Source organism: uncultured Methylibium sp., assembly GCF_902826655.1.
In the GTDB taxonomy this organism is placed as follows: Bacteria; Pseudomonadota; Gammaproteobacteria; order Burkholderiales; family Burkholderiaceae_C; genus Methylibium.
Map to the genome: position 1 here is coordinate 47,436 of NZ_CADEFR010000015.1, position 21,819 is coordinate 69,254.

Consider the following 21,819-nt stretch of genomic DNA (forward strand, 5'->3'; position numbering starts at 1 on the left):
ACAATCGGATCATGGCTTCGCCCCGTGTCCTGCTGATCGCCGCCTTGTGCCTCGCGCCGCTGCATGCGCCGGCGCAGACGACGGCACCCGCCGCCAAGCCCGCCCCGGTGGCCGTGCCGGCCCCGGCCGGTGAGCCGTCCGTCCGGCGCAACGTGGTCGAGGACGACAACGCGCGCATCGAGGAGCTCAGCGTCCGCGGCGCGGTGCGCAGCATCCGCGTGCAGCCCAAGGGCCCGATCAAGGCCGAGTACGAGGTGCTGCCCATCGACGCGGGCCGCGACGTTTCGGACGGCCCCAGTTCGGCCAAGGGAGCGGCCGGCAAGCGCGTCTGGCGCGTCCTGACGTTCTAGTCCGCGATGGCGGTCTTCACCGAAGTCGGCGTCGACGAGGCCGCCGGGCTGGCGTACCGCCTCGGGCTGGGCGCGCTGAAGTCGCTGAAGCCGATCACCGCCGGCATCGAGAACACCAACTATTTCCTCAGCGCTGAACGCGGCGAGTACGTGCTGACGCTCTTCGAGCGCCTGACGTTCGAACAGCTGCCGTTCTACCTGCACCTGATGAAGCACCTGGCCCGGCAGGGCATCCTGGTGCCCGAGCCGCAGGCCGACGCCAGCGGCGAGATCCTGCACGCGCTGCACGACAAGCCGGCCGCGGTGGTCGACCGCCTGCGCGGCGGCCATGCGCTGGCGCCCAGCGCCGCGCATTGCGAGCAGGTGGGCGCCGCCCTCGCCCGCATGCACCTCGCCGGCCACGACTACCCGCGCCAGCAGCCCAACCTGCGCGGCCTGCCCTGGTGGGATGCGACGGTGCCGCTGGTGCTGCCCTTCCTGACGCCCGGGCAGCATGCGCTGATCACCGCCGAGCTGACCTTCCAGCACAGCGTTGCCGCGTCGGCCTCCGACGCCGCGCTGCCGCGCGGCGCGATCCACGCCGACCTGTTCCGCGACAACGTGATGTTCGAGGACGGCCCCGACGGCGCGCCGCGCCTGAGCGGCTTCTTCGACTTCTACTTCGCCGGCGTCGACCGCTACGCCTTCGACATCGCCGTGTGCCTGAACGACTGGTGCGTCGACCTGCCGAGCGGACGCCTCCTCGAGGACCGCGCCAGCGCCTTCGTCACGGCCTACGACGCCGAGCGCCGGCTCACCGGCGACGAGCTGCGGCTGATGCCGGCCCTGCTGCGCGCCGCGGCGCTGCGCTTCTGGATCTCGCGCCTGTGGGACTACCACCTGCCGCGCGAGGCGCATGCGCTGGTGCCGCACGACCCGGCGCACTTCGAGCGCGTGCTGCGCGAGCGCGTCGCGCAACCCTGGCACCCGGCGCGCGCATGAACGGCCGGCGATGAAGCTCAAGACCGTCCGCGCCCTGCAGGGCGTGCAGTGGGTGCGCGCCGGCTGCCGCATGTTCCTGCGCCAGCCGCTGGCCTACACCGCGCTGCTGGCGCTGTGCGGCATCGGGGCCTGGGTGCTCTCCGAGCTGCCGCTGTTCGGGCCGCTGCTGGCGCTGGTGCTGACGCCGGTGGTCAACGTCGGCTTCATGCTGGCCACGCGCGAGGTCCTGAGCGGCCGCGTGCCCGGGCCGCGCCTGCTGATCGCGCCGCTGCGCGACCCGCTGCACCTCAAGCGCCTGCTCCAGGCCGGCGCCGCGTATGCCGGCACGATGATCGCCGCGATGCTGCTGGCGCACGTGATCGACGGCGGCCAGCTGACCGAGAACATGCTCGCGGTGGCCGAGGGGCGCAGCACGCCCGAGGCGGTGCAGCAGGAGTCGGCCTTCCTGTTCTCGGTGCTGCTGCGCCTGGGCCTGCTGAGCCTCGTGTCGCTGGCCTTCTGGCACGTGCCCGTGCTGGTCTGCTGGGGCCGCCTGGCGGTCGGCAAGGCCCTGTTCGCCAACGCGGTCGGCTGCTGGAACGCGCGCAGCGCCTTCCTGCTGTACGGCCTGACCTGGTTCGGCCTGCTGATGCTCTTCGTGCTGCTGATGCGCACGGTGCTGACGGTGTTCGGGCTGATGGACCAGCCGATGGCCGTGACGCAGGCCGTGATCCCGATGGCGATGCTGGCTTCGACGGTGTTCTATGCCTCGCTCTACTTCAGCTTCGTCGACAGCTTCGAGCTGGCCGACGAAGCGGCGGACGGGCCTTCCGAGGCCGCGTGAACGAAAAAGGCCGGCGCGATGCGCCGGCCCGGAAAGACCGTCCGCGTGCGGCGGTCGGTCGAGGAGGCTCCAGCCTCAGCTGCCGATGCGGCCACCGTCGTTCTTGGTGATCGCCACCGTGGCCGAGCGCGGCCGCGCGGTCGCACCGCCCGCGCCGTAGCCGACGCTGCCCGGCCAGTGGCTGCGGTAGTTGGCGGGGATCGGCACGTTGGCCGCGCTGATCGTCTCGCCCGGGTGCTGGATGTTGGCGAACACCGTCGTGCCGTCCGGTGTCTCGGTGCAGCCGGTCAGCTCGCAGTCGACCGGCCCGACCAGAAAGCGCTTCAGCGTCGTCGCCGACGGCCGCGCGCCGACGAAGGTGTCGACGTTGACGTTGGCACCGCCGGCCACCGGGTAGCTGAGCGTCGTGCGCACGCCGTCGCCGACCGAGCCCGGCACGCCGATCAGCATCATGCAGTTGGTCGCGTCGGTGTAGGAGCCGTCGTCGGTCTGCACGTAGAGCAGGCGCGTGTTCTGGCTGAACCACAGGCCGTCGGGGCTGGAGAAGTCCTGGTCGGCGGTCAGGTTGGACAGGTTGACGCGCGCCGCGTACTCGGTGTCGGTCAGCGTGGTGTTGGCAGCATCGCGCGCGGCCTGCGCGCCGAACAGGTAGACGTCCCAGGCGAAGGTGGCGGCGTTCGACAGCCCGCCGGCCTCGCGCATGCGGATGATGTGGCCGTTGACATTGCCCGGCGAGCCCGGCGCGGCGGCGCCGCGCGAGTCGCTGTAGCTGCGCGGGTTGGCAGCGTCCAGGCCGAACTGCCCGGCGGCCGGCGCGAGCTTGCGGCTGCTGTTGTTGGTCAGCGTGTAGTAGATCTCGCCGTTGACCGGGTTCACCGCGCACCACTCGGGGCGGTCCATGCGGGTCGCGCCGACGGCGTCGGCGGCCAGGCGCGCGTTGATCACCACGTCACCCTGGTCGGCGAAGGCATAGCTCGCATAGCCGGAGATCAGCGGGTCGGTGATCGTCAGCTCGATCCAGGTGCCGGTGCCGTCGGCGTTGAAGCGCGCCACGTACAGGCGGCCGGCATCGAGGTACTTGTCGCCGGTCGCGATGCGGTTGGCGGCGGTCGCGTCGGCAGCGTCCCAGTTCGCGGTCGACACGTACTTGTAGATGTACTCGCCGACCGAGTCGTCGCCCATGTAGACGGCCAGCGGGCGACCCACGGTCGGCGGGCCGAAGGCCGCGCTCTCGTGCGCGAAGCGACCGAGCGAGGTGCGCTTCTTGACCGCCGCGGCGCGGTCGTAGGGGTCCATCTCGACGATGTAGCCGTAGGTGTTGAGCTCGTGGCGGTAGTCGTCCGTGCCTTCGGCAGACGCGCCGCTGCGGCTGATGTCCCAGCGGCGGTACTTGTCATCGGCACCCGAGGTCTCCCAGCCGTGGCGGCTGGCCGCGCCCTGGGCGCGACCGTAGCGGTTGAGCGCAGCGACGCTCTTCGCGTCGACTCCGGTGCGGGCCGCGTTGTCGGCCGCGCCGCGCGTGAAGTAGCCGGCCCAGTTCTCCTCGCCGGTGAGGAAGCTGCCCCACGGCGTGTAGCCGGTGCCGCAGTTGTTGATGGTGCCGCGCGCGCCGGTGCCGGCGGGCGAGTACAGCGTCCGGGTCAGCGCGTTGCCGCGCGCCACGCCCGCCAGCTCGACCGGCGTCAGCGGCGTCACGCGGCGGTTGTAGGCCGAGTTCTGGACATAGGCCCACTGCGTGCCGGTCTTGCGCACCTCGACGACCGACACGCCGTGCGCCGGGATCTCCTTGTCCGACTCGGAGGCCGGGCGCGGCCGCGCGCTGCTGCCGGTGACGTGCAGGAAGTTGTCGGTCAGCGCCTCGTGGTTCATTGCCAGCAGGCCGCGGGTCGAGCCCTGCGGGTCGCGCGCCGTACCGGCGGCGTTGAGGCCGAAATACTCCATGCCGTCGTGGTGGTCGCCGGCACGGTTGTCGTAGTCGGTGTCGCTGCCGTCGTTGGCGAAGGCCGGGGTCGCGGCCGTCAGCGGATCGCCCAGCGCATAGATCGGCGTGGCGGCATAGCCGGTCGGCACGGTCACCACGTCCAGCGTGTTCTTCGCCACCGCTGCGAAGGCGAGCGAGGTGATGGGCGCCGGGCCCGAAGGTGCAGCCGGTGCCGGATCGTCGTCCCCGCCACCGCAGGCCGACAGGCTCAGGCCGCCGAGCACGACGCTGGCGGCGCTGCCGACCCCGCCGCGCAGCACCGAGCGGCGGCTCAGGCGCGCGTCGAGCACGTCCATGAAGCTCGGATTGCCGCTGGTGTTGTGGTCCTCGTCGTCATGCGCGAGCGCGTCCAGGGGGAGATCGACCGGCTTGTTCATCTGTGGGGTTCCTTGCGACTGCTGGGGAGGAGGGCGACGGCCCTGCAGCGGGACCGTCGAGAACCCGAGGACGGTAAGCAGCGCAGATGAACCCGCCGTGTAGGCGGCGTGACGAAGCCGTGACAGGCGCGCGTAGCAAGTCGATACGCCGGGCGGCCGGCGGCCGCCGACAATTCCGAAGGCACAAGCCGCGCGAGCGCGGCGCCGCAAGGAGAGCTGGCGATGTCGAGGGGTTGGAGGACGGTGATCCTGGCGCTGGCGGTCGTCGGGGCGGGCAGCCTGGCAGGCTGCGCTGCCGTCGGCCTGGCCGCTGCGGTCGTCGGCACGACGGTGAGCGTGGCCGGTGCCGTGGTCGTGACCGGCGTGGAGGTCACCGGCAAGGTCGTCGGCGCCGGCATCGATGCCGTGACGCCGAGCAAAAAGCCCGACGTCCCGGCTCAGGAGTGAGCCGGGAGCGCCGGACCAAGGCGGATCAGGCCGTCGCCGTGGCGGCCTTCTTCGCGAGCATGCCGCCGAGCGCTTCGGAGGCATAGCCGAACACCGCACCGATCACGATCGACACGATGGTCGGCACGATCGCATCCATCGGCGCGACGCCCTTCAGCAGGATCAGGCCCGCCACGCAGGCGAAGCCGTAGACGCAGGCCGGGATCGTGGCCAGCAGGCTGAGATGCGCCGCCAGCACGATGACGGCGGCGCCGATGCCGACCGCCACCGGCGCGGCCAGCGCACCGAGCCCGCCCAGCTGACCGGCCAGCATCACGGACAAGGCACCGACGACCGTGCCGAAGGACATGCAGATGATGGTGCTCTTGGTTCCTGCGACCTTGCCGCCGCAGTGGTAGTGGCTGGCCCAGGCCACGAAGGCCTGCCAGATCTGGACGCCGAAGGCCGCCAGCGGGCCGAGGAACAGGAAGGTCGCGACGACGGCCAGCACGCCGATCGAAATGGCCAGGGCAATGAGCAGGGGCATGACTTGTCTCCTCAGGGATCTAGGTCTCGATGCAAGAAAGAAAGCGTCCGCCCTCCGGCCGACACGCCACCCCCGACAACCAACGACAAGTGGTGGCGGCAGTGTTCGGACGTGCTCCGACCGCCACAAGCACGGGGAAACCTTCGTGGGCAGCGCAGCATTTGGTTACAAGGCGCCGCGGGCTGTGTCACGCGGGACCACCGCGCACCATCGAGGAGCGCTGCGTGGCGTGCGAACGACAGCTTCAGTCGACCGGTGTCAGCTTGGCCACGCTGAGCGCCAGCCACTTCATGCCGTGGCGGCCGAAGTTGACCTGGGCACGGGCGTCGGCGCCGACGCCTTCGAGCGTGACGATCACGCCCTCGCCGAACTTGGTGTGGAAGACGCTCTGGCCGGAGCGCAGGCCGCCAGCCGAGCGTGCCCGGGCCTCGAACGCCGCCGGCGGCTCGACACGCCCGGCGCCGACCATCCCGCCGAGGCCCGAGCCGCGCTGCCACGCCGCCTGGTAGTCGCGCGCGAAGCCCGAGCCGAAGCCCTGCGCCTTCGGCGTGATCCAGCGCAGCGCCGCCTCGGGCAGCTCGTCGAGGAAGCGGCTCTTGATGTGGTAACGGGTCTGGCCGTGCAGCATGCGCGTCTGGCTGAAGCTGAGGTACAGCCGCTGGCGTGCACGCGTGATGGCCACGTACATCAGGCGACGCTCCTCCTCCAGGCCATCGAGATCGCTGGCCGAGTTCTCGTGCGGGAACAGGCCCTCTTCCAGCCCGGTGATGAAGACGTGGTCGAACTCCAGGCCCTTGGCGGCGTGCACCGTCATCAGCTGGATCGCGTCCTGCCCGGCCTGGGCCTGGTTGTCGCCGGCCTCCAGAGCGGCGTGCGTCAGGAAGGCTGCCAGCGGCGACATGATCTCGCCGGTCTCGGCGTCGGGCTGGGTCTCGGCCAGCGCGACGGCAACGGGCAGACCCTGCGCGATCGCGCCGGCCTGCTCGTCGATGGGCAGCGCGACCGCATCCTTGCCGAAACCCTCCTGCGTGACGAAGGCCTCGGCCGCGTTGACCAGTTCATCGAGGTTCTCCAGCCGGTCGCCGCCTTCCTTCTCGTTGCGATAGAAGTCGGCCAGGCCCGAGGTCTGCACCGCGTGCTCGATGATCTCGCGCAGGGTCAGGCCGCGCGTCGCTTCGCGCATCGCGTCGACCAGTGCGGTGAAGGCCAGCAGGTTGGCGCCGCCCTTGCCGGCCAGGGCGCCGACGCTCTGGTAGAGGCTGCGGCCGCTCTGGCGCGCGGCGTCCTGCAGCTGCTCCATCGTGCGCGCGCCGATGCCGCGCGTCGGGAAGTTGACGACGCGCAGGAAGCTGGTGTCGTCGTTCGGGTTCTCGATCAGCCGCAGGTAGGCCAGCGCGTGCTTGATCTCGGCGCGCTCGAAGAAGCGCAGGCCGCCATAGACGCGGTAGGGCACGCCGGCGTTGAACAGTGCGCTCTCGATCACGCGGCTCTGCGCGTTGCTGCGGTACAGGACCGCGATCTCGCTGCGCGCCGAGCCGTCGCGCACCAGCTGGCGCGACTCGTCGAGGAACCACTGCGCCTCGGCGAAGTCGCTGGTGGCCTCGTAGACGCGCACCGGCTCGCCGGGACCGGCCTCGGTACGCAGATCCTTGCCCAGGCGTCGCAGGTTGTGCGCGATCAGCGCGTTGGCGCTGTCGAGGATGTTGCCGAAGCTGCGGTAGTTGCGCTCCAGCTTGATCAGCTGCTGCACGCGGAACTCGCGCTCGAAGTCGGCCATGTTGCCGACCTGCGCACCGCGGAAGGCGTAGATGCTCTGGTCGTCGTCGCCGACGGCCATCACGTTGTTCTGGTCGCCGGCGAACATCTTGAGCCAGGCGTACTGCAGCTTGTTGGTGTCCTGGAACTCGTCGACCAGGATGTGCCGGAAGCGCCGCTGGTAGTGCGCGCGCAGCTCGGCGTGGTCGCGCATCAGCTCGTAGACGCGCAGCAGCAGCTCGGCGAAGTCGACCACGCCCTCGCGCTGGCACTGGTCCTCGTAGGCCTGGTAGACGGCCTGCTGGGTGCGAGTGAGCTCGTCGCGCACCTCGACGTCCCTGGGCCGCAGGGCCTCCTCCTTGCAGCCCGCGATGAACCATGCGGTCTGCTTGGGGACGTAGCGCTCCTCGTCGAGCTTCATCGCCTTGATGACGCGCTTGACCGCCGAGACCGTGTCCTGCGCATCGAGGATCTGGAAGCCCTGCGGCAGCGCCGCCAGCTTCCAGTGCGCGCGCAGAAAGCGGTTGCATAGGCCGTGGAAGGTGCCGATCCACATGCCGCGCGGATTGATCGGCAACAGCGTCGAAAGACGCGTGAGCATCTCCTTCGCCGCCTTGTTGGTGAAGGTCACCGCCATCACGCCGGCCGGCGAGACCTGGCCGGTCTGAACCAGCCAGGCGATGCGCGTCGTCAGCACCCGCGTCTTGCCGGAGCCGGCCCCGGCCAGGATCAGCGCGTTGCCCGCGGGGAGCGTGACCGCGGCCAGTTGCTCGGGGTTCAGGTGGCGCAGCAGGCCGGCCGACTCGGAGGTCGCGGCCGGTGCCTCGTGATCATGAGCGGGGAACAGTGACATTCACGGATTCTAGGGAGCCGCTCCCCGGCGACGGGTATCCTTCGAAGCGTCTCCATCGCCACGACCTGCCCCATGTCGGACGCGCTGCTCATCGGCATCTCCGCGCGCATCTACCACCCGAGCACCCCGGTCGCCGACATCGGCGGCATCTTCACGAAGACGCTGCACTACCTCGAGCAGTCGGTGGCGCACTGGGTGCTGCAGCCGCAGGTGCTGGCGCTGATGATCCCGCCGATCGAGAGCGAAGGCCTCTTGCAGCCCAGCGAGGTGAGCCTCGACGACTACGCCGAGCGCCTGGACGGCCTGGTGCTGCAGGGCGGTGCCGACCTGGCGCCCGAGACCTACGGCGAGACTCCGCTGCAGCCCGAATGGGCCGGCGACCGCGTGCGCGACCGCTACGAGATCGCGCTGTTCAAGGCCTTCGTCGCGGCCGGCAAGCCGGTGATCGGCATCTGCCGCGGCTGCCAGCTGATCAACGTGGCGCTGGGCGGCACGCTCTACCAGGACATCCCGACCCAGCTGCCGCAGGCGACGCTGCACCGCGACGAGGATCGCTACGAGCACCAGTTCCACCGTGCCAGTCTCGTGGCCGGCAGCGGGCTGGCGGCGCTCTACCCGGACCGGACCAGTGCCGAGATCAACTCGATCCACCACCAGGCGATCAAGGACCTGGGCCGCGGTCTGGCGGTCGAGGCGATCGCCGTGCCCGACGGCCTGGTCGAGGCGGTGCGCTGGCGCGGGCCGAGCTACGTGTTCGGCATGCAATGGCACCCCGAGTTCATGGCGCAGCGCCAGCTGCACCCCGAGCAGCTCGACGGCGGGCCGATCCTGCAGGAGTTCCTGGCGGCGGCGCGCGCGCGGCGCGGCTACTGAGTGGCGAACGGATGGCCGGTGTAAGGCCGCCGCGACGCGGTCGACCAGACTCGATGTTTCCCAGACTCCTGCTCGTCGTCGCCGCCGCCGTGACCGCCGTCGCGCAGGCGGCCCCGTCTTGCCCGGCGCCGCGCCAGGTCGTCGAGCGCTTCGTCCCGGCCGATTGCGAGGCCTGCTGGGCCGAACCCGGCGCGGCGTTGCCCGGTTCGACCTGGGTGCTGGACTGGATCGCCCCGAGCCCGCGCGGCGCCGAGGCCGCGCTGGCGGTGGCGGCGCTCGCGGAAGCCGCCGAACGGCTGGATGCACTGGAGGCCGCGCCGGCCGCGGTCTCGACGCAGGTCTTCCGCTGGACCGTGCGCGCCCGCCCGGGGCCGGCGCTGCGCGTGGCCGGCGGCCCGGCCTGGAACGGCTACCTCGGGCTTGAGCTCACGGCCCGCGGCAAGCCGCCGGCCGGGGCGGTCGCCTACCTCGCGCTCGTCGAGGACGTGCCGGCCGGCAGCGAAGGCACGGCCGTGGCACGCCGCCTCGTGCGTGCCGTGGCCGGCCCCCTGCCGCTGGACGCCGGCGGGCGCGTGTCGACCCAGCTGCGCGCGCTGCGCATCCCCGAAGGCGCGCGGGCCGAGCGCCTGCGCGGCGCGGCCTGGTGGGTCGATGGCCGCCAGCAGCTGGGTGGGCTCGCACTGGAAGGCTGCCCGGGACGACCCGCCCCGTAAAATTGGGCGATCCCTGCTGCAACGGCGTCCCACGGGACGCCGTTCTCGTTTCTGCCCCGCCCCGCCATGACCGAACTCGCCAAATCCTTCGAACCCGCGCCGATCGAGGCCAAGTGGGCGCCGCTGTGGGAGCAGCGCGGCCTGGGCCGGCCGACACTCGATCCGTCGAAGCCCTCGTTCAGCATCCAGCTGCCGCCGCCCAACGTGACCGGCACGCTGCACATGGGCCACGGCTTCAACCACACCATCATGGATGCGCTGACGCGCTACCACCGGATGCGCGGCCACAACACGCTGTGGCTGCCGGGCACCGACCACGCCGGCATCGCGACGCAGATCGTCGTGGAGCGCCAGCTGCAGGACCAGGGCCAGAGCCGCCACGACATCGGGCGCAAGAACTTCGTCGCGCGCATCTGGGAGTGGAAGGAGCACAGCGGCAACACCATCACCGCGCAAATGCGCCGTCTCGGCGACACGGTGGACTGGTCGCGCGAGTACTTCACGATGGACGCGACCCAGTCGGCCGTCGTCGCCGAGACCTTCGTGCGCCTGTACGAGGAGGGCCTGATCTACCGCGGCAAGCGGCTGGTGAGCTGGGACCCGGTGCTGCGCTCCGCGGTGTCGGACCTCGAGGTCGAGAGCGAGGAGGAGGACGGCTTCCTGTGGCACATCCGCTACCCCCTGGCGGACGGCTCCGGTTCGCTGGTGGTAGCCACGACGCGGCCCGAGACCATGCTCGGCGACACCGCACTGATGGTCCACCCCGAGGACGAGCGCTACATGGCCCTCGTCGGCAAGCAGGTGGTGCTGCCGCTGTGCGACCGCACGATTCCGGTGATCGCCGACGACTACGTCGACCGCGCCTTCGGCACGGGCGTGGTGAAGGTGACGCCGGCCCACGACGCCAACGACTATGCCGTGGGCCTGCGACACGGCTTGCCGATGATCGGCGTGCTGGCGCTCGATGCCACCGTCAACGACAACGCGCCGACGCCTTACCGCGGTCTGGATCGTTTCGTCGCGCGCAAGAAGGTGGTGGCCGATCTCGATGCCCTCGGTCTGCTGGTCGAGACCAGGAAGCACAAGCTGATGGTGCCGCGCTGCGCGCGCACCGGCCAGGTCGTCGAGCCGATGCTGACCGACCAGTGGTTCATGGCGATGACCAAGCCGGGCCGCGACGGCGAGTCGATCGCCGGCCGCGCGATGAAGGCCGTCGAGCGCGGCGACGTGCGCTTCGTGCCGCCGCAGTGGGTCAACACCTGGAACCAGTGGATGAAGAACATCCAGGACTGGTGCATCTCGCGCCAGCTCTGGTGGGGTCACCAGATCCCGGCCTGGTACGGCAGCGGCGGCGAGGTCTTCGTGGCGCGCAACGAGGAAGAAGCGCGCGCCAAGGCCCGGGCCGCCGGCTACACCGGCGAGCTGAAGCAGGACGAGGACGTGCTCGACACCTGGTACTCGGCCGCGCAGTTCCCCTTCTCCACCGTCGGCTGGCCGGGCAAGACCATCGAGCAGGACCTTTTCCTGCCGTCGAGCGTGCTGGTCACCGGCTTCGACATCATCTTCTTCTGGGTCGCCCGGATGATCATGATGACGCTGCACTTCACTGGCAAGGTGCCCTTCCGCGACGTCTACATCCACGGCCTGGTGCGCGATGCGCACGGCCACAAGATGAGCAAGAGCGAGGGCAATGTGCTCGACCCGGTGGACCTGATCCAGGGCGTGGATCTCGAGACGCTGATCAGGAAGTCGACCGTCGGCCTGCGCCGCCCCGAGACGGCGCCGAAGATCGCCGCGCGCATCACCAAGGAGTTCCCGCAGGGCATGCCGGCCTACGGTGCCGACGCGCTGCGCTTCACGATGGCCAGCTACGCCAGCCTGGGCCGCGACATCAACTTCGACACCAAGCGCTGCGAGGGCTACCGCAACTTCTGCAACAAGCTCTGGAACGCGACGCGCTTCGTGCTGATGAACTGCGAAGGCCAGGACTGCGGCTTCAAGCCGCACGGCGCCGAGGAATGCGTACCCGGCGGCTACCTGCACTTCGGCGAGGCCGACCGCTGGATCACCAGCGAGCTGCAGCGCGTCGAGGCGGCCGTCGAGCAGGGCTATGCCGACTACCGGCTGGACCTGGTGGCCGGCGCGATCTACAGCTTCGTCTGGGACGAATACTGCGACTGGTACCTCGAGATCGCCAAGGTGCAGCTGCAATCCGCAGACGCTGCGGTGCAGCGCGCCACGCGCCGCACGCTGATCCGCGTGCTGGAGACGGTGCTGCGCCTGCTGCATCCGCTGACGCCCTTCATCACCGAGGAGCTGTGGCAGGTGGTCGCACCCGTGGCGGAGCGCAAGGTCGCCGGCAGCGACGCGACGATCGCGCTGGCGCCCTACCCGAAGGCGCAGCTGGACAAGGTCGACGCCAGGGCCGACGCCTGGGTCGGCAAGCTCAAGGCCCTGGTCGGTGCCTGCCGCAACCTGCGCAGCGAGATGAACCTGTCACCGGCCGAGCGCGTCCCGCTGCTGACCTGTGGCGACGCGGGCTTCATCACGCAGGCCGCGCCGCTGCTGAAGGCCCTGGCCAAGCTCGGTGACGTGAAGGTCTTCGACAGCGAGGCCGACTTCGCGCAGGCGACGGCGGCCGCGCCGGTGTCGGTGCTGGGTGAGGCGCGACTGGCACTTCACGTGGAGATCGATGTCGAAGCCGAGCGCGAACGCCTGGCCAGGGAGGTCGCGCGACTCGAGGGCGAGATCGTCAAGGTCGAAGCCAAGCTGGGCAACGAGAGCTTCGTCGCGCGGGCCCCGGCGGCCGTGGTGGCGCAGGAACGGCAGCGACTGGCGGATTTCAGCGCGACGCTGGATCGGCTGCGCGTTCAGCTGTCGCGTCTGGCTTGAGCGCATCGTCCGGGGCGATCACCTCGGGCGTCGGCAGCGCCTCGTCACCATCGGCCGCGTCGGCCTCGGGGGGCGCTTCCTCGGCTTCGGCCGAAAACGGTGCCGGGCCGGAAACCGGCCCGTGCAGCGGCGGCCCGGGCATGGCCGCAGAACCGTTCGCGCCTGCGGCGCGGAAGTCGCGCGCGATCGGCTTGGTCTGACTCAGGATCTCGTCGAGCCGCTGCGCCACGGCCCAGACGCTGCGCACCCGCGACTCCTGCGTGTAGCCGGCCAGCCGCGAACTGGTGTGCAGGTTGGGCGCCAGATTGAGCGGTCGGCCCTCGTCGAGCAGCCCGGGTTCGACGCTGTCGAGCCAGGCGCTGGCCAGGCGGCCGCTGCGCAAGGCCATCGCCAGCGCAGCCTCGTCGAACAGCGCCGAATGCGAGGTGCTGACCAGCACCTGGCCGGGCTTGCATTGCGGCAGGTAGCGCTCGCCGAGCAGCCCCTGGTAGCGGCTGTAGTAGGGCAGTTGCACGCAGACGGCGTCGGCGGTCTCCAGCAGCTCGCGCAGCCCGATCGCCTCGATGCGCCAGCGGCCCCAGAGCATGTCGCTCGCGTGCAGTGTCGGGTCGTAGCCGATGAGCCGCGAGCCGAAGCCGCTGAGCATCGCGGACATCAGCCGCGCGGCCGGCGCCAGCCCGATCAGGCCGACGGTGGCCGAGGCGAGTTCGCGACCGGCGGTGACCCGGCCGCCGCCGGCCCCGGGCCGCAGCATCGTGATCAGCGCGCCGATCATGAACTCGGCTTCGGCGGGCGCGGTCGCCGCGGCACCGCGCACGATCTCGATGCCGGACCGCGCGCAGGCCTCGAGGTCGATGTTCTCGAGCCCGGGATCGATGCGTCCGACCGCGCGCAGCAGCGGTGCGAAGGACAGCGATTCGGCATCGACGCGCAGGCTCGCCGGCAGGATCGCGGAGCGGACGTTGAACAGCGTCTGCCGGAAGGCCCGGGGATCGCGAGCCAGCTCGGGCGCAAGCCGAACCCGGTGCCTGGCCTGCAGCCATTGCAGCACTTCGTTCTCGAGCGGCTCGACGATCAGCAGATCCATGGATGGATGATGGGCCCTGCGACGGTGCGACGCATGCCCTCGGCCCCCGCAACAAGGTGGCGCGCGCGACTTGACGCACATGCCAGAATGAAATTCACAAGCACGAGCGATTGTAAGGAAATGCTGATCAACAAGGCGATCTTCCCGGTGGCCGGCCTCGGCACCCGCTTCCTGCCGGCCACCAAGGCGCAACCCAAGGAGATGCTCCCGGTCGTCGACAAGCCGCTGATCCAGTACGCCGTCGAGGAAGCCTACGCGGCAGGCATCCGCGAGATGATCTTCGTGACGGGTCGCAGCAAGCGCCCGATCGAGGACCACTTCGACATGGCCTACGAACTCGAGATGGAGCTCGAGGCTGCCGGCAAGTCCGAGTTGCTGGCGCTGGTCCACCAGGTCAAGCCCGACGACATGGAGTGCGTCTACGTGCGCCAACCCAAGATGCTGGGTCTGGGCCATGCGGTGCTGTGCGCCGAGCGCCTGGTGCGCAACGAACCCTTCGCCGTCCTGCTGGCGGACGACCTGATGGTCGGGGAGAAGCCCATCCTGGCCCAGATGGTCGATCAGTTCGACGAATGGCGCGCCTCCATCCTCGCGGTCCAGGAGGTGCCGGCCGAGCACACGCGCCGCTACGGCATCGTCGCCGGCACGCCGGTCAGCGATCGCATGATGGACATCACCCGCATCGTCGAGAAGCCGGCGCCCGAGGTCGCGCCATCGCGTCTCGGTGTGGCCGGCCGCTACATCCTGATGCCCGATGTCTTCACCGAGATCCGCAGTCAGCCACGCGGCGTGGGCGGCGAGATCCAGCTGACCGACGGCATCGCCGGCCTGCTGCGCCGCCAGAAGGTGTTCGCCTACACCTACGAAGGCAAGCGCTACGACTGCGGCAGCAAGGAAGGCTTCCTCGAGGCCAACGTAGAACTGGCGCTGGCCCACCCGCAGGTGGGAGCGAGCATCCGCGAGTACCTGAAGTCGCTGAAGCTCTAGCGACGCGGCGCGCCGCTGTCAGCGACGCTTGAGCCAGTGGATGAACTCGTCGCCGGCGCTCTGCTGTTCCAGCAGTTCGTTGCCGGTCTGGCGAGCGAAGGCCTGGAAGTCGCGCACCGAGCCCGGGTCGGTGGCCACCACCTTCAGCGTCTGGCCGCTCGTCATGTCGGCGAGCGCCTTCTTCGCCTTGAGGATGGGCAGCGGGCAGTTGAGCCCGCGGGTGTCGAGTTCCTTGTGAACGTCCATGTCGTCCTCGTTTCGACTGATTCTAGAAGGCCGGGGCTCAGGCCTTGATGCCCTCGATCCACTGAGGCTCGATGCCGCGGGCGCGCAGCCAGTCGGCCAGCGCCTGCCCGGTGCCGGCCGGCCAGCACTTGACCTGCGCAGGTTCGAACAGCCGGTATTCGGCCAGCTCGGGAGACAGGCGGATCTCGCCCCGGGCACGCACGTGATAGGCGATGATGACCTGGTTCATGCGCTGGAAGTCGTAGACGCCGATGAGCGAGACCTCGGTGGCCTGGAGCGAGGTCTCCTCGAGCACCTCGCGGGCGATGCCGTCCTGCGGCCGCTCGCCCGCTTCCATGAAGCCGGCCACCAGGCCGAAGCTCTTGCCGGGCCAGGCGGCGTTGCGGGCCAGCAGCAGGCGGCCGCCGCGGTCCTCGCACTCCAGCACCGCGGCCAGCACCGGCGTCGGGTTGTTCCAGTGCGTCCAGCCGCAGGCCGCGCAGCGCAGCCGCGACTTGTCGCCGCCGTCCTCGGTCTCGACGATCCACGCCAGCGCCGTCGCGCAATGCGTGCAGTGGCGGACCTCGTGCTTCATCGCCGCGCTGCCGGAACTCAGGCCGGGAACACGCCGGTCGAGAGATAGCGGTCGCCGCGATCGCAGACGATGAAGACGATGGTCGCGTTCTCGACGCTCTTCGCGACCTCGAGCGCGGCCCACAGGGCCCCGGCCGCCGAGATGCCGGCGAACAGGCCCTCCTCGCGGGCAAGGCGGCGAGCCATCTCCTCGGCATCGGCCTGGCTGACGTTGATCGTCTCGTCGACGCGGCTCGGCTCATAGATCTTCGGCAGGTAGGCCTCGGGCCATTTGCGGATGCCCGGAATGCGCGAGCCTTCGCTCGGCTGCGCCCCGACGATGCGGATCGCCGGGTTGCGGCCCTTGAGGTAGGTCGACACGCCGGTGATCGTGCCGGTGGTTCCCATCGCGCTGACGAAGTGCGTGACACGGCCCTCGGTGTCGTCCCAGATCTCGGGGCCGGTGGTCTCGACGTGGATGCGCGGGTTGTCGGCGTTGGCGAACTGGTCGAGCACGCGGCCCTTGCCTTCGCGCTGCATCTTCTCGGCCAGGTCGCGCGCGTACTCCATGCCGCCGGCCTTGGGCGTGAGCACCAGTTCTGCACCGAAGGCGCGCATGCTCTGCGCGCGCTCGACCGACAGGTCCTCCGGCATGATCAGCAGCATGCGATAACCGCGGATCGCTGCGGCCATCGCCAGTGCGATGCCGGTGTTGCCCGAGGTCGCCTCGATCAGCGTGTCGCCGGGCTTGATCTCGCCGCGCTCCTCGGCGCGCCGGATCATGCTGATCGCGGGCCGGTCCTTGACCGACCCCGCCGGGTTGTTGCCTTCGAGCTTGCCGAGGATGACGTTGCCGCGCTGTTCATTCCCGAGGCCGGGCAGCCGCACCAGCCGCACCAGCGGCGTGCGGCCGATCGTGTCTTCCAGGGTCAGGTAGCGTGGCATGGGGCGATCACCTTTCTCGGCCGATTGTGGCAGCACCATGGAAGCCACAGAGGGGTGCGTGGCAGAATCCGCCGCTCCAGAACACCGGCCCCGGTGGTGAAATCGGTAGACGCGCGGGACTCAAAATCCCGTTCCGCAAGGAGTGTCGGTTCGAGTCCGACCCGGGGCACCAGACCCTGCCCATGCCGCCGCTGCCGCCCGTCACCCAGGCCCTGATGCTGATCAACGTGGCGGTGTTCTGCCTCGGGTTCTTCCTCGGCCCCTGGTTCGGGCAGCTGTTCGCGCTGTGGCCGATCGGCGGCAACTTCCTGCCCTGGCAGGTCGTGACCTACGCCTTTCTGCATGGCGACGTGGCCCACCTGTTCTTCAACATGCTGGGCCTGTGGATGTTCGGCGCGGAACTCGAGCGCCTCTGGGGCACGCGCCGCTTCATCCAGTTCTTTGCCGCCAGCGTGCTGGCCGCCGCGGCTGCGCAACTCCTGCTGGCGGCGCTGATGGGCTACGGCAACCCGACCGTCGGTGCCTCGGGCGGACTGTTCGGCCTGCTGCTGGCCTTCGGGCTGCTGTTCCCGGAGCGGATCATCATGCCGCTGTTCCCGCCGATCCCGATGAAGGCGCGCACCTTCGTGATGGTGTTCGGTGCGATCGAACTGGCGCTCGGCTTCTACAGCCCCGGCGGCGGCGTCGCGCACTTCGCCCACCTGGGCGGCATGCTCGGAGGCTGGCTGATGATCCGCTACTGGCGCGGTCAGGCGCCCTTCGGCCGGCGTCGCTGAACGACGGCGCGTCGCCGGTTTCGCCAGGCGCAAAGCCCACAGGCTTTGCTCGCGCTTCGCGCGGGTTCATGCTGTCGTCGTCTTCACGAGGGCGGCCGAGATGGTGGCGTGGCGTGATCGCTGGCTGACGATGACGCTCTGGCTGTTGCTGGGGGTCGTGGCTTGGCTGCCGCAGGCAGCCCGCAGCGCCGAGCCACCCAACGCCGCCGAGCTGGCCCGTGCCAGCGACGCCGTCCTCGGCGTGCGCAGCATCGCCACCGACGGCGCGTCGTCGATCGACACGCTGGGCCAGCGCCGCATCGGCTCGGGCGTGGTCATCGGCCACGACGGCCTGGTGCTGACGATCGGCTACCTGATCCTCGAGGCCGACGAGGTCGAGTTGCAGCTCGACAGCGGCAAGCGCATCCCGGCCCGCGTCGTGGCCTACGACCTGGCCTCGGGCTTCGGGCTGCTGCAGGCCCTGCTGCCGCTGGACGTGGCGCCGGCCCCGCTGGGCGAAGCGCTCACCGTCGCCTCCGGCGAGCCGCTGCTGGTCGTGAGCGGCGGCGATTCAGGCCAGCTCAGCGTCGCGCGGCTGGCGTCGCGACGCAGCTACTCGGGCTACTGGGAGTACCACATCGACGGCGCGCTGTTCACCGCCCCGGCGCGCACCGATCACAGCGGCGCCGGGCTCTTCAACGCCCGTGGCGAGCTCGTCGGCATCGGCTCGCTGCTGGTGCCCGATGCGCCCGGCCCCGGCGAGCGCGGCGCCGGCAACATGTTCGTGCCGATCGACCTGCTGTCGCCGATCTTCGGCGAGTTGCGCGAGCGCGGCGCCTCGCGCGCCAGCCAGCGCGCCTGGCTGGGCGTCAACTGCACCGAGCAGCCCGACGGCCTGCGCGTGCTGCGCGTCAGCCGCGACAGCCCGGCCGAGGCGGCGGGGCTGCAGCCTGGCGACCTGATCACGCGCCTGGACGGCACGCCGGTCCGCGGCCTCGAGGCCTTCTACAAGCAGCTGTGGGGCGGCGGCGTCGAGCGCGAGCTGACGCTGCAGGTGCTGCGCGGCGGACGGCACCGCGACGTGCCCATGCGCAGCGCCGACCGGATGCAGATGCTGCGGCGCGCGCCGGGCATCTGATCAGGCTCGCAGGCCTTCGCGTACCGTCGGGTAGCGCAACGCGACCCGCAGTTCGGCCTTGAGGCGGCGGTTCACGAGCCGGCGCGATTCGCTCATGAAGCTCAGCGTCATCGGCGTGAGTCGCTCGCGCGCCTCGTCGCGGGCGATGCGCGGCGCACGCGCCAGGCCCGCCAGGTCCGCCACCAGATCGAAGTAGTCGCCCATCTTCATCTCGGTGTCGTCGCTGACGTGCACGGCGCGCTGCGGCCGGCCGCGGTGCAGCGCCGCGATGCAGGTCCGCGCCAGGTCGTCGGCGTGGACATGGTTGGTGTAGACGTCGTCGGCGTCGCGCAGCAGCGGCGTGCCGCGTTCGACCCGCTCGCGCGGCGCGCCGCCCGGCCGGTCGGCCGCGTAGATGCCCGGGATGCGCAGCAGGCTCACGCCGACGCCGAAGGCACGGCCGTACCAGCGAAGGCGACGCTCGGCATCGACGCGCCGCTGTGCGCGGTCGGTGGCCGGCGCGACGGCGCGCGTCTCGTCGAAGCGCGCACCGCCGGCGTCGCCGTAGACGCCGCTCGTGCTGGCATAGACGATCTGCCGGACGCTGCCGCCGCGCGCCAGGGCGCGCAGCAGCGCAGCCGTCCGCGTGTCGTCGGTCCCGGCAGCGGGCGGCGGCGCCAGGTGCAGCACGCGGGTCGCCAGCGCGCCCAGGCGACCCAGGGTCGGCGGACGATCCAGGTTGCCAAGCAGCGGTCTTGCGCCTGCGCGACGCAAGGTGCTGGTCCGCGCCGGCTGCGAGGTCAGCGCCGTCACGCGGTAGCGCGACCCCAGCTGGCGCAGCACACGCTCGCCGATGTCGCCGCAGCCGACGATCAGCAGACGCGGCTTGCGGAAGGCCGCGGGGCGGCTGGGCGACGGTGTGGGCATGGGCGCGGGGCGGTCGGCAGGAAGGGTCCGGCGGGCACAATGGCGGCCGTTGGGGACCGGTTCGAGGATACCGAATGAACTTCAAGGTGACGCTGCAGCCCAGCGGCCGCAGCTTCGAGGTGGCGCGCGACGAGGCGGTGCTGCCGGCAGCGATCCGCCAGGGTGTCGGCCTGCCCTACGGGTGCCGCGACGGCGCCTGCGGCTCGTGCAAGAGCCGGCTGCTCGAAGGCCGCGTGATCCACGGCGCGCATCAGCAGAAGGCGCTGAGCACCGCGGAGGAAGATGCCGGCTGGATCCTGACCTGCTGCGCGACCCCGCAGACCGACCTGCGGGTCGAGGCGCGCACCGTCGCCGGAGCCGGCGAGTTCGCGATCCAGAAGATGCCCTGCCGCGTCGCGGCGATCGAGCGACCGGCGCCCGACGTGGCGATCCTGCGCCTGCAGTTGCCGGCCAACGTGGCGCTCAAGTACCACGCCGGGCAGTACGTCGAGTTCATCCTGCGCGATGGCGCGCGCCGCAGCTACTCGATGGCCACGGCGCCGCATCGCATCGAGGGCGGTCTGGAGCTGCACCTGCGCCACATGCCCGGCGGCAAGTTCACCGACCACGTCTTCGGTGCGATGAAGGAGAAGGAGATCCTGCGCATGGAAGGGCCGTTCGGCAGCTTCTTCCTGCGCGAGGACTCGACCAAGCCGATCGTCCTGCTGGCCTCGGGCACCGGCTTCGCGCCGATCAAGGCCATCATCGAGCACCTGCAGTTCAAGGGCTCGCAGCGCGAGGCGGTGCTGTACTGGGGCTGCCGCAGCAAGTCGGATCTCTACCTGCACGACTGGGCCGTCGACACGGCGGCCGCGCTGCCGAACCTGCGCTACGTGCCGGTGCTGTCCGAGCCCAAGGTCGAGGACGCCTGGGCCGGCCGCGTCGATTTCGTTCACCGGGCCGTGATGGCCGACCTGCCCGACCTGTCAGGGCATCAGGTCTACGCCTGCGGCGCGCCGGTCATGGTGGAGTCGGCGCAGCGGGACTTCGTGGAGCGCTGCGGGCTGCCGGCGGACGAGTTCTACGCCGACTCGTTCACCTCCGAGGCCGACAAGCACGGCGCCTAGCGCCGCGCTCGTCATTCGCCCAGGTAGGCCGCCCGCACCTTCGGGTCGTCGAGCAGGGCCTTGGCGTCGCCGCTCATCGTCACCTCGCCCGACTCCATCACGTAGCCGCGCGTCGCCAGCTGCAGCGCGCGGCTGGCGTTCTGCTCGACCAGCAGCACCGTCGTGCCGCGCTGGTGGATGTCGTTCACGACCTCGAAGATCTTGTCGACCATGATCGGCGACAGGCCCATCGAAGGCTCGTCCATCAGCAGCACCTTGGGCCGGGCCATCAGCGCGCGACCCATCGCCAGCATCTGCTGCTCGCCGCCGCTCATCGTGCCGGCCAGCTGGTTGCGGCGCTCCTTGAGGCGCGGGAAGATCGCGAACACCTTCTCGATGTCGGCGTCGATCTCCTTGTCGTTGCGCACGAAGGCGCCCATCTGCAGGTTCTCGGTGATCGTCATGCGCGTGAAGGTGCCGCGCCCCTCGGGCACCATGATCAGGCCCTGCTTCACCAGGTCCCAGGCGCCCTGGCCCTTGATGCTGCGGCCCATGAACTCGATCTCGCCGCCGCCCACCGGCTGCAGCCCGGTGATCGCCTTGAGCGTGGTGGTCTTGCCGGCGCCGTTGGCGCCGATCAGGCTGACCAGCTCGCCCTGGCAGACCTCGAGCGAGACGCCCTTGACCGCCTGGATGCCGCCGTAGGCCACCTTCAGGCCGCTGACTTTGAGCAGGGTGTCTGCCATGTTCTCGCTCCTGCTCAATGGGCCTTGTGCCCGGCCCCGAGGTAGGCCTCGATGACTTTCTCGTTGCGCTGCACGTCCGCGGGCTCGCCCTCGGCGATCTGCTTGCCGTAGTCGAGCACGGTGACGCGGTCGCACAGGCCCATCACCAGCTTCACGTCGTGCTCGATCAGCAGGATGGTGCGGCCGTCCTTGCGGATGCGGTCGATCAGCTCGCGCAGCACGACCTTCTCGGTGGCGTTCATGCCCGCGGCCGGCTCGTCCAGGGCGATCAGCTTCGGGTCGGTGGCCAGCGCACGCGCGATCTCGAGCCGGCGCTGGTCGCCGTAGCTCAGCGTGCGGGCCTTGTACTCGGCGTACTTGCCGATGCCGACGTAGTCGAGCAGTTCCTGCGCCCGCTTGGCGATCGCCGCTTCCTCGTGCTTGAAGCCGGGCGTGCGCAGCACGGCGCCGACGAGCCCGGACTTCGTGCGGACGTGGCGGCCGACCATCACGTTCTCGAGCGCCGTCATGTCGGCGAACAGGCGGATGTTCTGGAAGGTGCGCGCGATGCCGGCCTTGGCGACCTCGTGCACCGCGCTGGGCTTGTACGGCTTGCCTTCGAGCTCGAAGGTGCCCGAGTCCGGGGTGTACAGGCCGGTGATGACGTTGAAGAAGGTGGTCTTCCCCGCGCCGTTGGGGCCGATCAGTCCGTAGACCTGGCCGCGCTGGATGCTGATGCCGACGTCGCTGAGGGCCTGCAGCCCGCCGAAGCGCTTGGAGACCTGGGTGACCTGGAGAACGGTGTCGCTCATGGCGTCCTCC

General features: G+C 70.4%; 21 protein-coding genes and 1 tRNA gene. 12 read left to right on the plus strand and 10 right to left on the minus strand.

Annotated elements, in window-relative coordinates; genetic code table 11:
* The first annotated feature begins 11 nt into the window (after window positions 1-11).
* The 3 genes from QZV97_RS08715 to QZV97_RS08725 are packed head-to-tail and all read left to right on the plus strand — an operon-like array spanning window position 12 to window position 2,154.
* The gene (locus tag QZV97_RS08715; RefSeq protein ID WP_295641234.1) at window positions 12-350 is read left to right on the plus strand and encodes a hypothetical protein; all 339 of its coding nucleotides are present in this window, start codon (window positions 12-14) and stop codon (window positions 348-350) included.
* Between the two features lie 6 nt (window positions 351-356).
* Window positions 357-1,331, plus strand: coding sequence for a homoserine kinase (locus QZV97_RS08720; protein WP_295641254.1), 975 nt, complete (start codon window positions 357-359; stop codon window positions 1,329-1,331).
* A 10-nt stretch (window positions 1,332-1,341) separates the two neighbouring features.
* Window positions 1,342-2,154 carry a BPSS1780 family membrane protein gene (locus tag QZV97_RS08725; protein ID WP_295641256.1) on the plus strand — a complete coding sequence of 271 codons (813 nt, stop codon included), beginning with the start codon at window positions 1,342-1,344 and terminating at the stop codon, window positions 2,152-2,154.
* Between the two features lie 75 nt (window positions 2,155-2,229).
* On the opposite strand, the gene QZV97_RS08730 is transcribed toward QZV97_RS08725, so the two are convergent.
* A complete protein-coding gene (locus tag QZV97_RS08730; protein ID WP_295641258.1) occupies window positions 2,230-4,512 on the minus strand; it encodes a PhoX family phosphatase in 2,283 nt (760 codons plus the stop codon).
* Window positions 4,513-4,734: 222 nt separating this feature from the next.
* Between QZV97_RS08730 and QZV97_RS08735 the strand changes: the two genes are divergently transcribed.
* The gene (locus tag QZV97_RS08735) at window positions 4,735-4,959 is read left to right on the plus strand and encodes a hypothetical protein (RefSeq protein ID WP_295641260.1); all 225 of its coding nucleotides are present in this window, start codon (window positions 4,735-4,737) and stop codon (window positions 4,957-4,959) included.
* 25 nt (window positions 4,960-4,984) lie between these two features.
* Here QZV97_RS08735 and QZV97_RS08740 read toward each other — a convergent pair whose 3' ends face one another.
* Window positions 4,985-5,485 (minus strand): DUF1097 domain-containing protein, encoded by a 501-nt coding sequence (locus QZV97_RS08740; protein ID WP_295641263.1) that lies wholly within the window; start codon window positions 5,483-5,485, stop codon window positions 4,985-4,987.
* A gap of 244 nt (window positions 5,486-5,729) precedes the next feature.
* Complete coding sequence (locus tag QZV97_RS08745) at window positions 5,730-8,093, minus strand: UvrD-helicase domain-containing protein (RefSeq protein WP_295641265.1); 2,364 nt, start codon at window positions 8,091-8,093, stop codon at window positions 5,730-5,732.
* A gap of 72 nt (window positions 8,094-8,165) precedes the next feature.
* Between QZV97_RS08745 and QZV97_RS08750 the strand changes: the two genes are divergently transcribed.
* The 3 genes from QZV97_RS08750 to QZV97_RS08760 all read left to right on the plus strand — a co-directional run bounded on the left by QZV97_RS08750 (window position 8,166) and on the right by QZV97_RS08760 (window position 12,571).
* On the plus strand, window positions 8,166-8,966 hold the full coding sequence (locus QZV97_RS08750; RefSeq protein ID WP_295641267.1) for a gamma-glutamyl-gamma-aminobutyrate hydrolase family protein: 801 nt from the start codon (window positions 8,166-8,168) through the stop codon (window positions 8,964-8,966).
* Window positions 8,967-9,019: 53 nt separating this feature from the next.
* Window positions 9,020-9,679 (plus strand): hypothetical protein, encoded by a 660-nt coding sequence (locus QZV97_RS08755; RefSeq protein WP_295641269.1) that lies wholly within the window; start codon window positions 9,020-9,022, stop codon window positions 9,677-9,679.
* Window positions 9,680-9,745: 66 nt separating this feature from the next.
* Entirely contained in the window at window positions 9,746-12,571 is a 2,826-nt protein-coding gene (locus tag QZV97_RS08760; RefSeq protein WP_295641271.1) for a valine--tRNA ligase, read from the plus strand.
* On the opposite strand, the gene QZV97_RS08765 is transcribed toward QZV97_RS08760, so the two are convergent.
* Window positions 12,522-13,658, minus strand: coding sequence for an NAD(P)-dependent oxidoreductase (locus QZV97_RS08765; protein WP_295641273.1), 1,137 nt, complete (start codon window positions 13,656-13,658; stop codon window positions 12,522-12,524). The two genes, QZV97_RS08760 and QZV97_RS08765, sit on opposite strands and share 50 nt — an antisense overlap.
* Window positions 13,659-13,778: 120 nt before the next feature.
* Between QZV97_RS08765 and galU the strand changes: the two genes are divergently transcribed.
* Entirely contained in the window at window positions 13,779-14,645 is an 867-nt protein-coding gene (gene galU / locus QZV97_RS08770; protein WP_295641275.1) for a UTP--glucose-1-phosphate uridylyltransferase GalU, read from the plus strand.
* Window positions 14,646-14,663: 18 nt separating this feature from the next.
* Here galU and QZV97_RS08775 read toward each other — a convergent pair whose 3' ends face one another.
* The 3 genes from QZV97_RS08775 to cysM are packed head-to-tail and all read right to left on the minus strand — an operon-like array spanning window position 14,664 to window position 16,388.
* Window positions 14,664-14,891 carry a sulfurtransferase TusA family protein gene (locus QZV97_RS08775; protein WP_295641277.1) on the minus strand — a complete coding sequence of 76 codons (228 nt, stop codon included), beginning with the start codon at window positions 14,889-14,891 and terminating at the stop codon, window positions 14,664-14,666.
* Between the two features lie 37 nt (window positions 14,892-14,928).
* A complete protein-coding gene (locus tag QZV97_RS08780; protein WP_295641279.1) occupies window positions 14,929-15,465 on the minus strand; it encodes an NUDIX hydrolase in 537 nt (178 codons plus the stop codon).
* A gap of 17 nt (window positions 15,466-15,482) precedes the next feature.
* On the minus strand, window positions 15,483-16,388 hold the full coding sequence (gene cysM, locus QZV97_RS08785) for a cysteine synthase CysM (protein WP_295641281.1): 906 nt from the start codon (window positions 16,386-16,388) through the stop codon (window positions 15,483-15,485).
* 87 nt (window positions 16,389-16,475) lie between these two features.
* On the opposite strand from cysM, the gene QZV97_RS08790 reads away from it, so the two are divergent.
* The 3 genes from QZV97_RS08790 (at window position 16,476) to QZV97_RS08800 (ending at window position 18,281) form a co-directional block, all read left to right on the plus strand.
* A tRNA-Leu gene (locus QZV97_RS08790) sits at window positions 16,476-16,560 on the plus strand.
* A gap of 10 nt (window positions 16,561-16,570) precedes the next feature.
* Complete coding sequence (locus QZV97_RS08795; RefSeq protein WP_295641283.1) at window positions 16,571-17,164, plus strand: rhomboid family intramembrane serine protease; 594 nt, start codon at window positions 16,571-16,573, stop codon at window positions 17,162-17,164.
* Window positions 17,165-17,294: 130 nt separating this feature from the next.
* A complete protein-coding gene (locus QZV97_RS08800; protein ID WP_295641285.1) occupies window positions 17,295-18,281 on the plus strand; it encodes a S1C family serine protease in 987 nt (328 codons plus the stop codon).
* Here the strand turns inward: QZV97_RS08800 and QZV97_RS08805 are convergent, their stop codons facing one another.
* Window positions 18,282-19,187 (minus strand): NAD-dependent epimerase/dehydratase family protein, encoded by a 906-nt coding sequence (locus QZV97_RS08805; protein ID WP_295641287.1) that lies wholly within the window; start codon window positions 19,185-19,187, stop codon window positions 18,282-18,284. It abuts the gene before it with no gap.
* Between the two features lie 74 nt (window positions 19,188-19,261).
* Here QZV97_RS08805 and QZV97_RS08810 point away from each other — a divergent pair, with 74 nt between their 5' ends.
* Complete coding sequence (locus tag QZV97_RS08810) at window positions 19,262-20,293, plus strand: CDP-6-deoxy-delta-3,4-glucoseen reductase (RefSeq protein WP_295641290.1); 1,032 nt, start codon at window positions 19,262-19,264, stop codon at window positions 20,291-20,293.
* 11 nt (window positions 20,294-20,304) lie between these two features.
* On the opposite strand, the gene QZV97_RS08815 is transcribed toward QZV97_RS08810, so the two are convergent.
* Window positions 20,305-21,018: an ABC transporter ATP-binding protein gene (locus QZV97_RS08815; protein ID WP_295641292.1), complete on the minus strand. Its 714-nt coding sequence runs from the start codon at window positions 21,016-21,018 to the stop codon at window positions 20,305-20,307.
* Window positions 21,019-21,032: 14 nt separating this feature from the next.
* Window positions 21,033-21,809, minus strand: a complete 777-nt coding sequence (locus QZV97_RS08820; protein WP_295641294.1) for an ABC transporter ATP-binding protein — start codon at window positions 21,807-21,809, stop codon at window positions 21,033-21,035.
* Window positions 21,810-21,819: the final 10 nt, after the last annotated feature.

Excerpts from the sequence above, each read along its gene's own strand:
- QZV97_RS08715 (WP_295641234.1), top strand. The coding sequence starts at position 12 with ATGGCTTCGCCCCGTGTCCTGCTGATCGCCGCCTTGTGCCTCGCGCCG.
- QZV97_RS08800 (WP_295641285.1), top strand. The coding sequence starts at position 17,295 with ATGACGCTCTGGCTGTTGCTGGGGGTCGTGGCTTGGCTGCCGCAGGCA.
- QZV97_RS08730 (WP_295641258.1), bottom strand. The coding sequence starts at position 4,512 with ATGAACAAGCCGGTCGATCTCCCCCTGGACGCGCTCGCGCATGACGAC.
- QZV97_RS08760 (WP_295641271.1), top strand. The coding sequence starts at position 9,746 with ATGACCGAACTCGCCAAATCCTTCGAACCCGCGCCGATCGAGGCCAAG.
- QZV97_RS08810 (WP_295641290.1), top strand. The coding sequence starts at position 19,262 with ATGAACTTCAAGGTGACGCTGCAGCCCAGCGGCCGCAGCTTCGAGGTG.
- QZV97_RS08750 (WP_295641267.1), top strand. The coding sequence starts at position 8,166 with ATGTCGGACGCGCTGCTCATCGGCATCTCCGCGCGCATCTACCACCCG.
- QZV97_RS08745 (WP_295641265.1), bottom strand. The coding sequence starts at position 8,093 with ATGTCACTGTTCCCCGCTCATGATCACGAGGCACCGGCCGCGACCTCC.
- QZV97_RS08720 (WP_295641254.1), top strand. The coding sequence starts at position 357 with ATGGCGGTCTTCACCGAAGTCGGCGTCGACGAGGCCGCCGGGCTGGCG.
- QZV97_RS08805 (WP_295641287.1), bottom strand. The coding sequence starts at position 19,187 with ATGCCCACACCGTCGCCCAGCCGCCCCGCGGCCTTCCGCAAGCCGCGT.
- QZV97_RS08775 (WP_295641277.1), bottom strand. The coding sequence starts at position 14,891 with ATGGACGTTCACAAGGAACTCGACACCCGCGGGCTCAACTGCCCGCTG.
- galU (WP_295641275.1), top strand. The coding sequence starts at position 13,779 with ATGCTGATCAACAAGGCGATCTTCCCGGTGGCCGGCCTCGGCACCCGC.
- QZV97_RS08765 (WP_295641273.1), bottom strand. The coding sequence starts at position 13,658 with ATGGATCTGCTGATCGTCGAGCCGCTCGAGAACGAAGTGCTGCAATGG.
- QZV97_RS08725 (WP_295641256.1), top strand. The coding sequence starts at position 1,342 with ATGAAGCTCAAGACCGTCCGCGCCCTGCAGGGCGTGCAGTGGGTGCGC.
- QZV97_RS08740 (WP_295641263.1), bottom strand. The coding sequence starts at position 5,485 with ATGCCCCTGCTCATTGCCCTGGCCATTTCGATCGGCGTGCTGGCCGTC.
- QZV97_RS08755 (WP_295641269.1), top strand. The coding sequence starts at position 9,020 with ATGTTTCCCAGACTCCTGCTCGTCGTCGCCGCCGCCGTGACCGCCGTC.
- QZV97_RS08820 (WP_295641294.1), bottom strand. The coding sequence starts at position 21,809 with ATGAGCGACACCGTTCTCCAGGTCACCCAGGTCTCCAAGCGCTTCGGC.
- QZV97_RS08735 (WP_295641260.1), top strand. The coding sequence starts at position 4,735 with ATGTCGAGGGGTTGGAGGACGGTGATCCTGGCGCTGGCGGTCGTCGGG.
- QZV97_RS08815 (WP_295641292.1), bottom strand. The coding sequence starts at position 21,018 with ATGGCAGACACCCTGCTCAAAGTCAGCGGCCTGAAGGTGGCCTACGGC.
- cysM (WP_295641281.1), bottom strand. The coding sequence starts at position 16,388 with ATGCCACGCTACCTGACCCTGGAAGACACGATCGGCCGCACGCCGCTG.
- QZV97_RS08780 (WP_295641279.1), bottom strand. The coding sequence starts at position 15,465 with ATGAAGCACGAGGTCCGCCACTGCACGCATTGCGCGACGGCGCTGGCG.
- QZV97_RS08795 (WP_295641283.1), top strand. The coding sequence starts at position 16,571 with ATGCCGCCGCTGCCGCCCGTCACCCAGGCCCTGATGCTGATCAACGTG.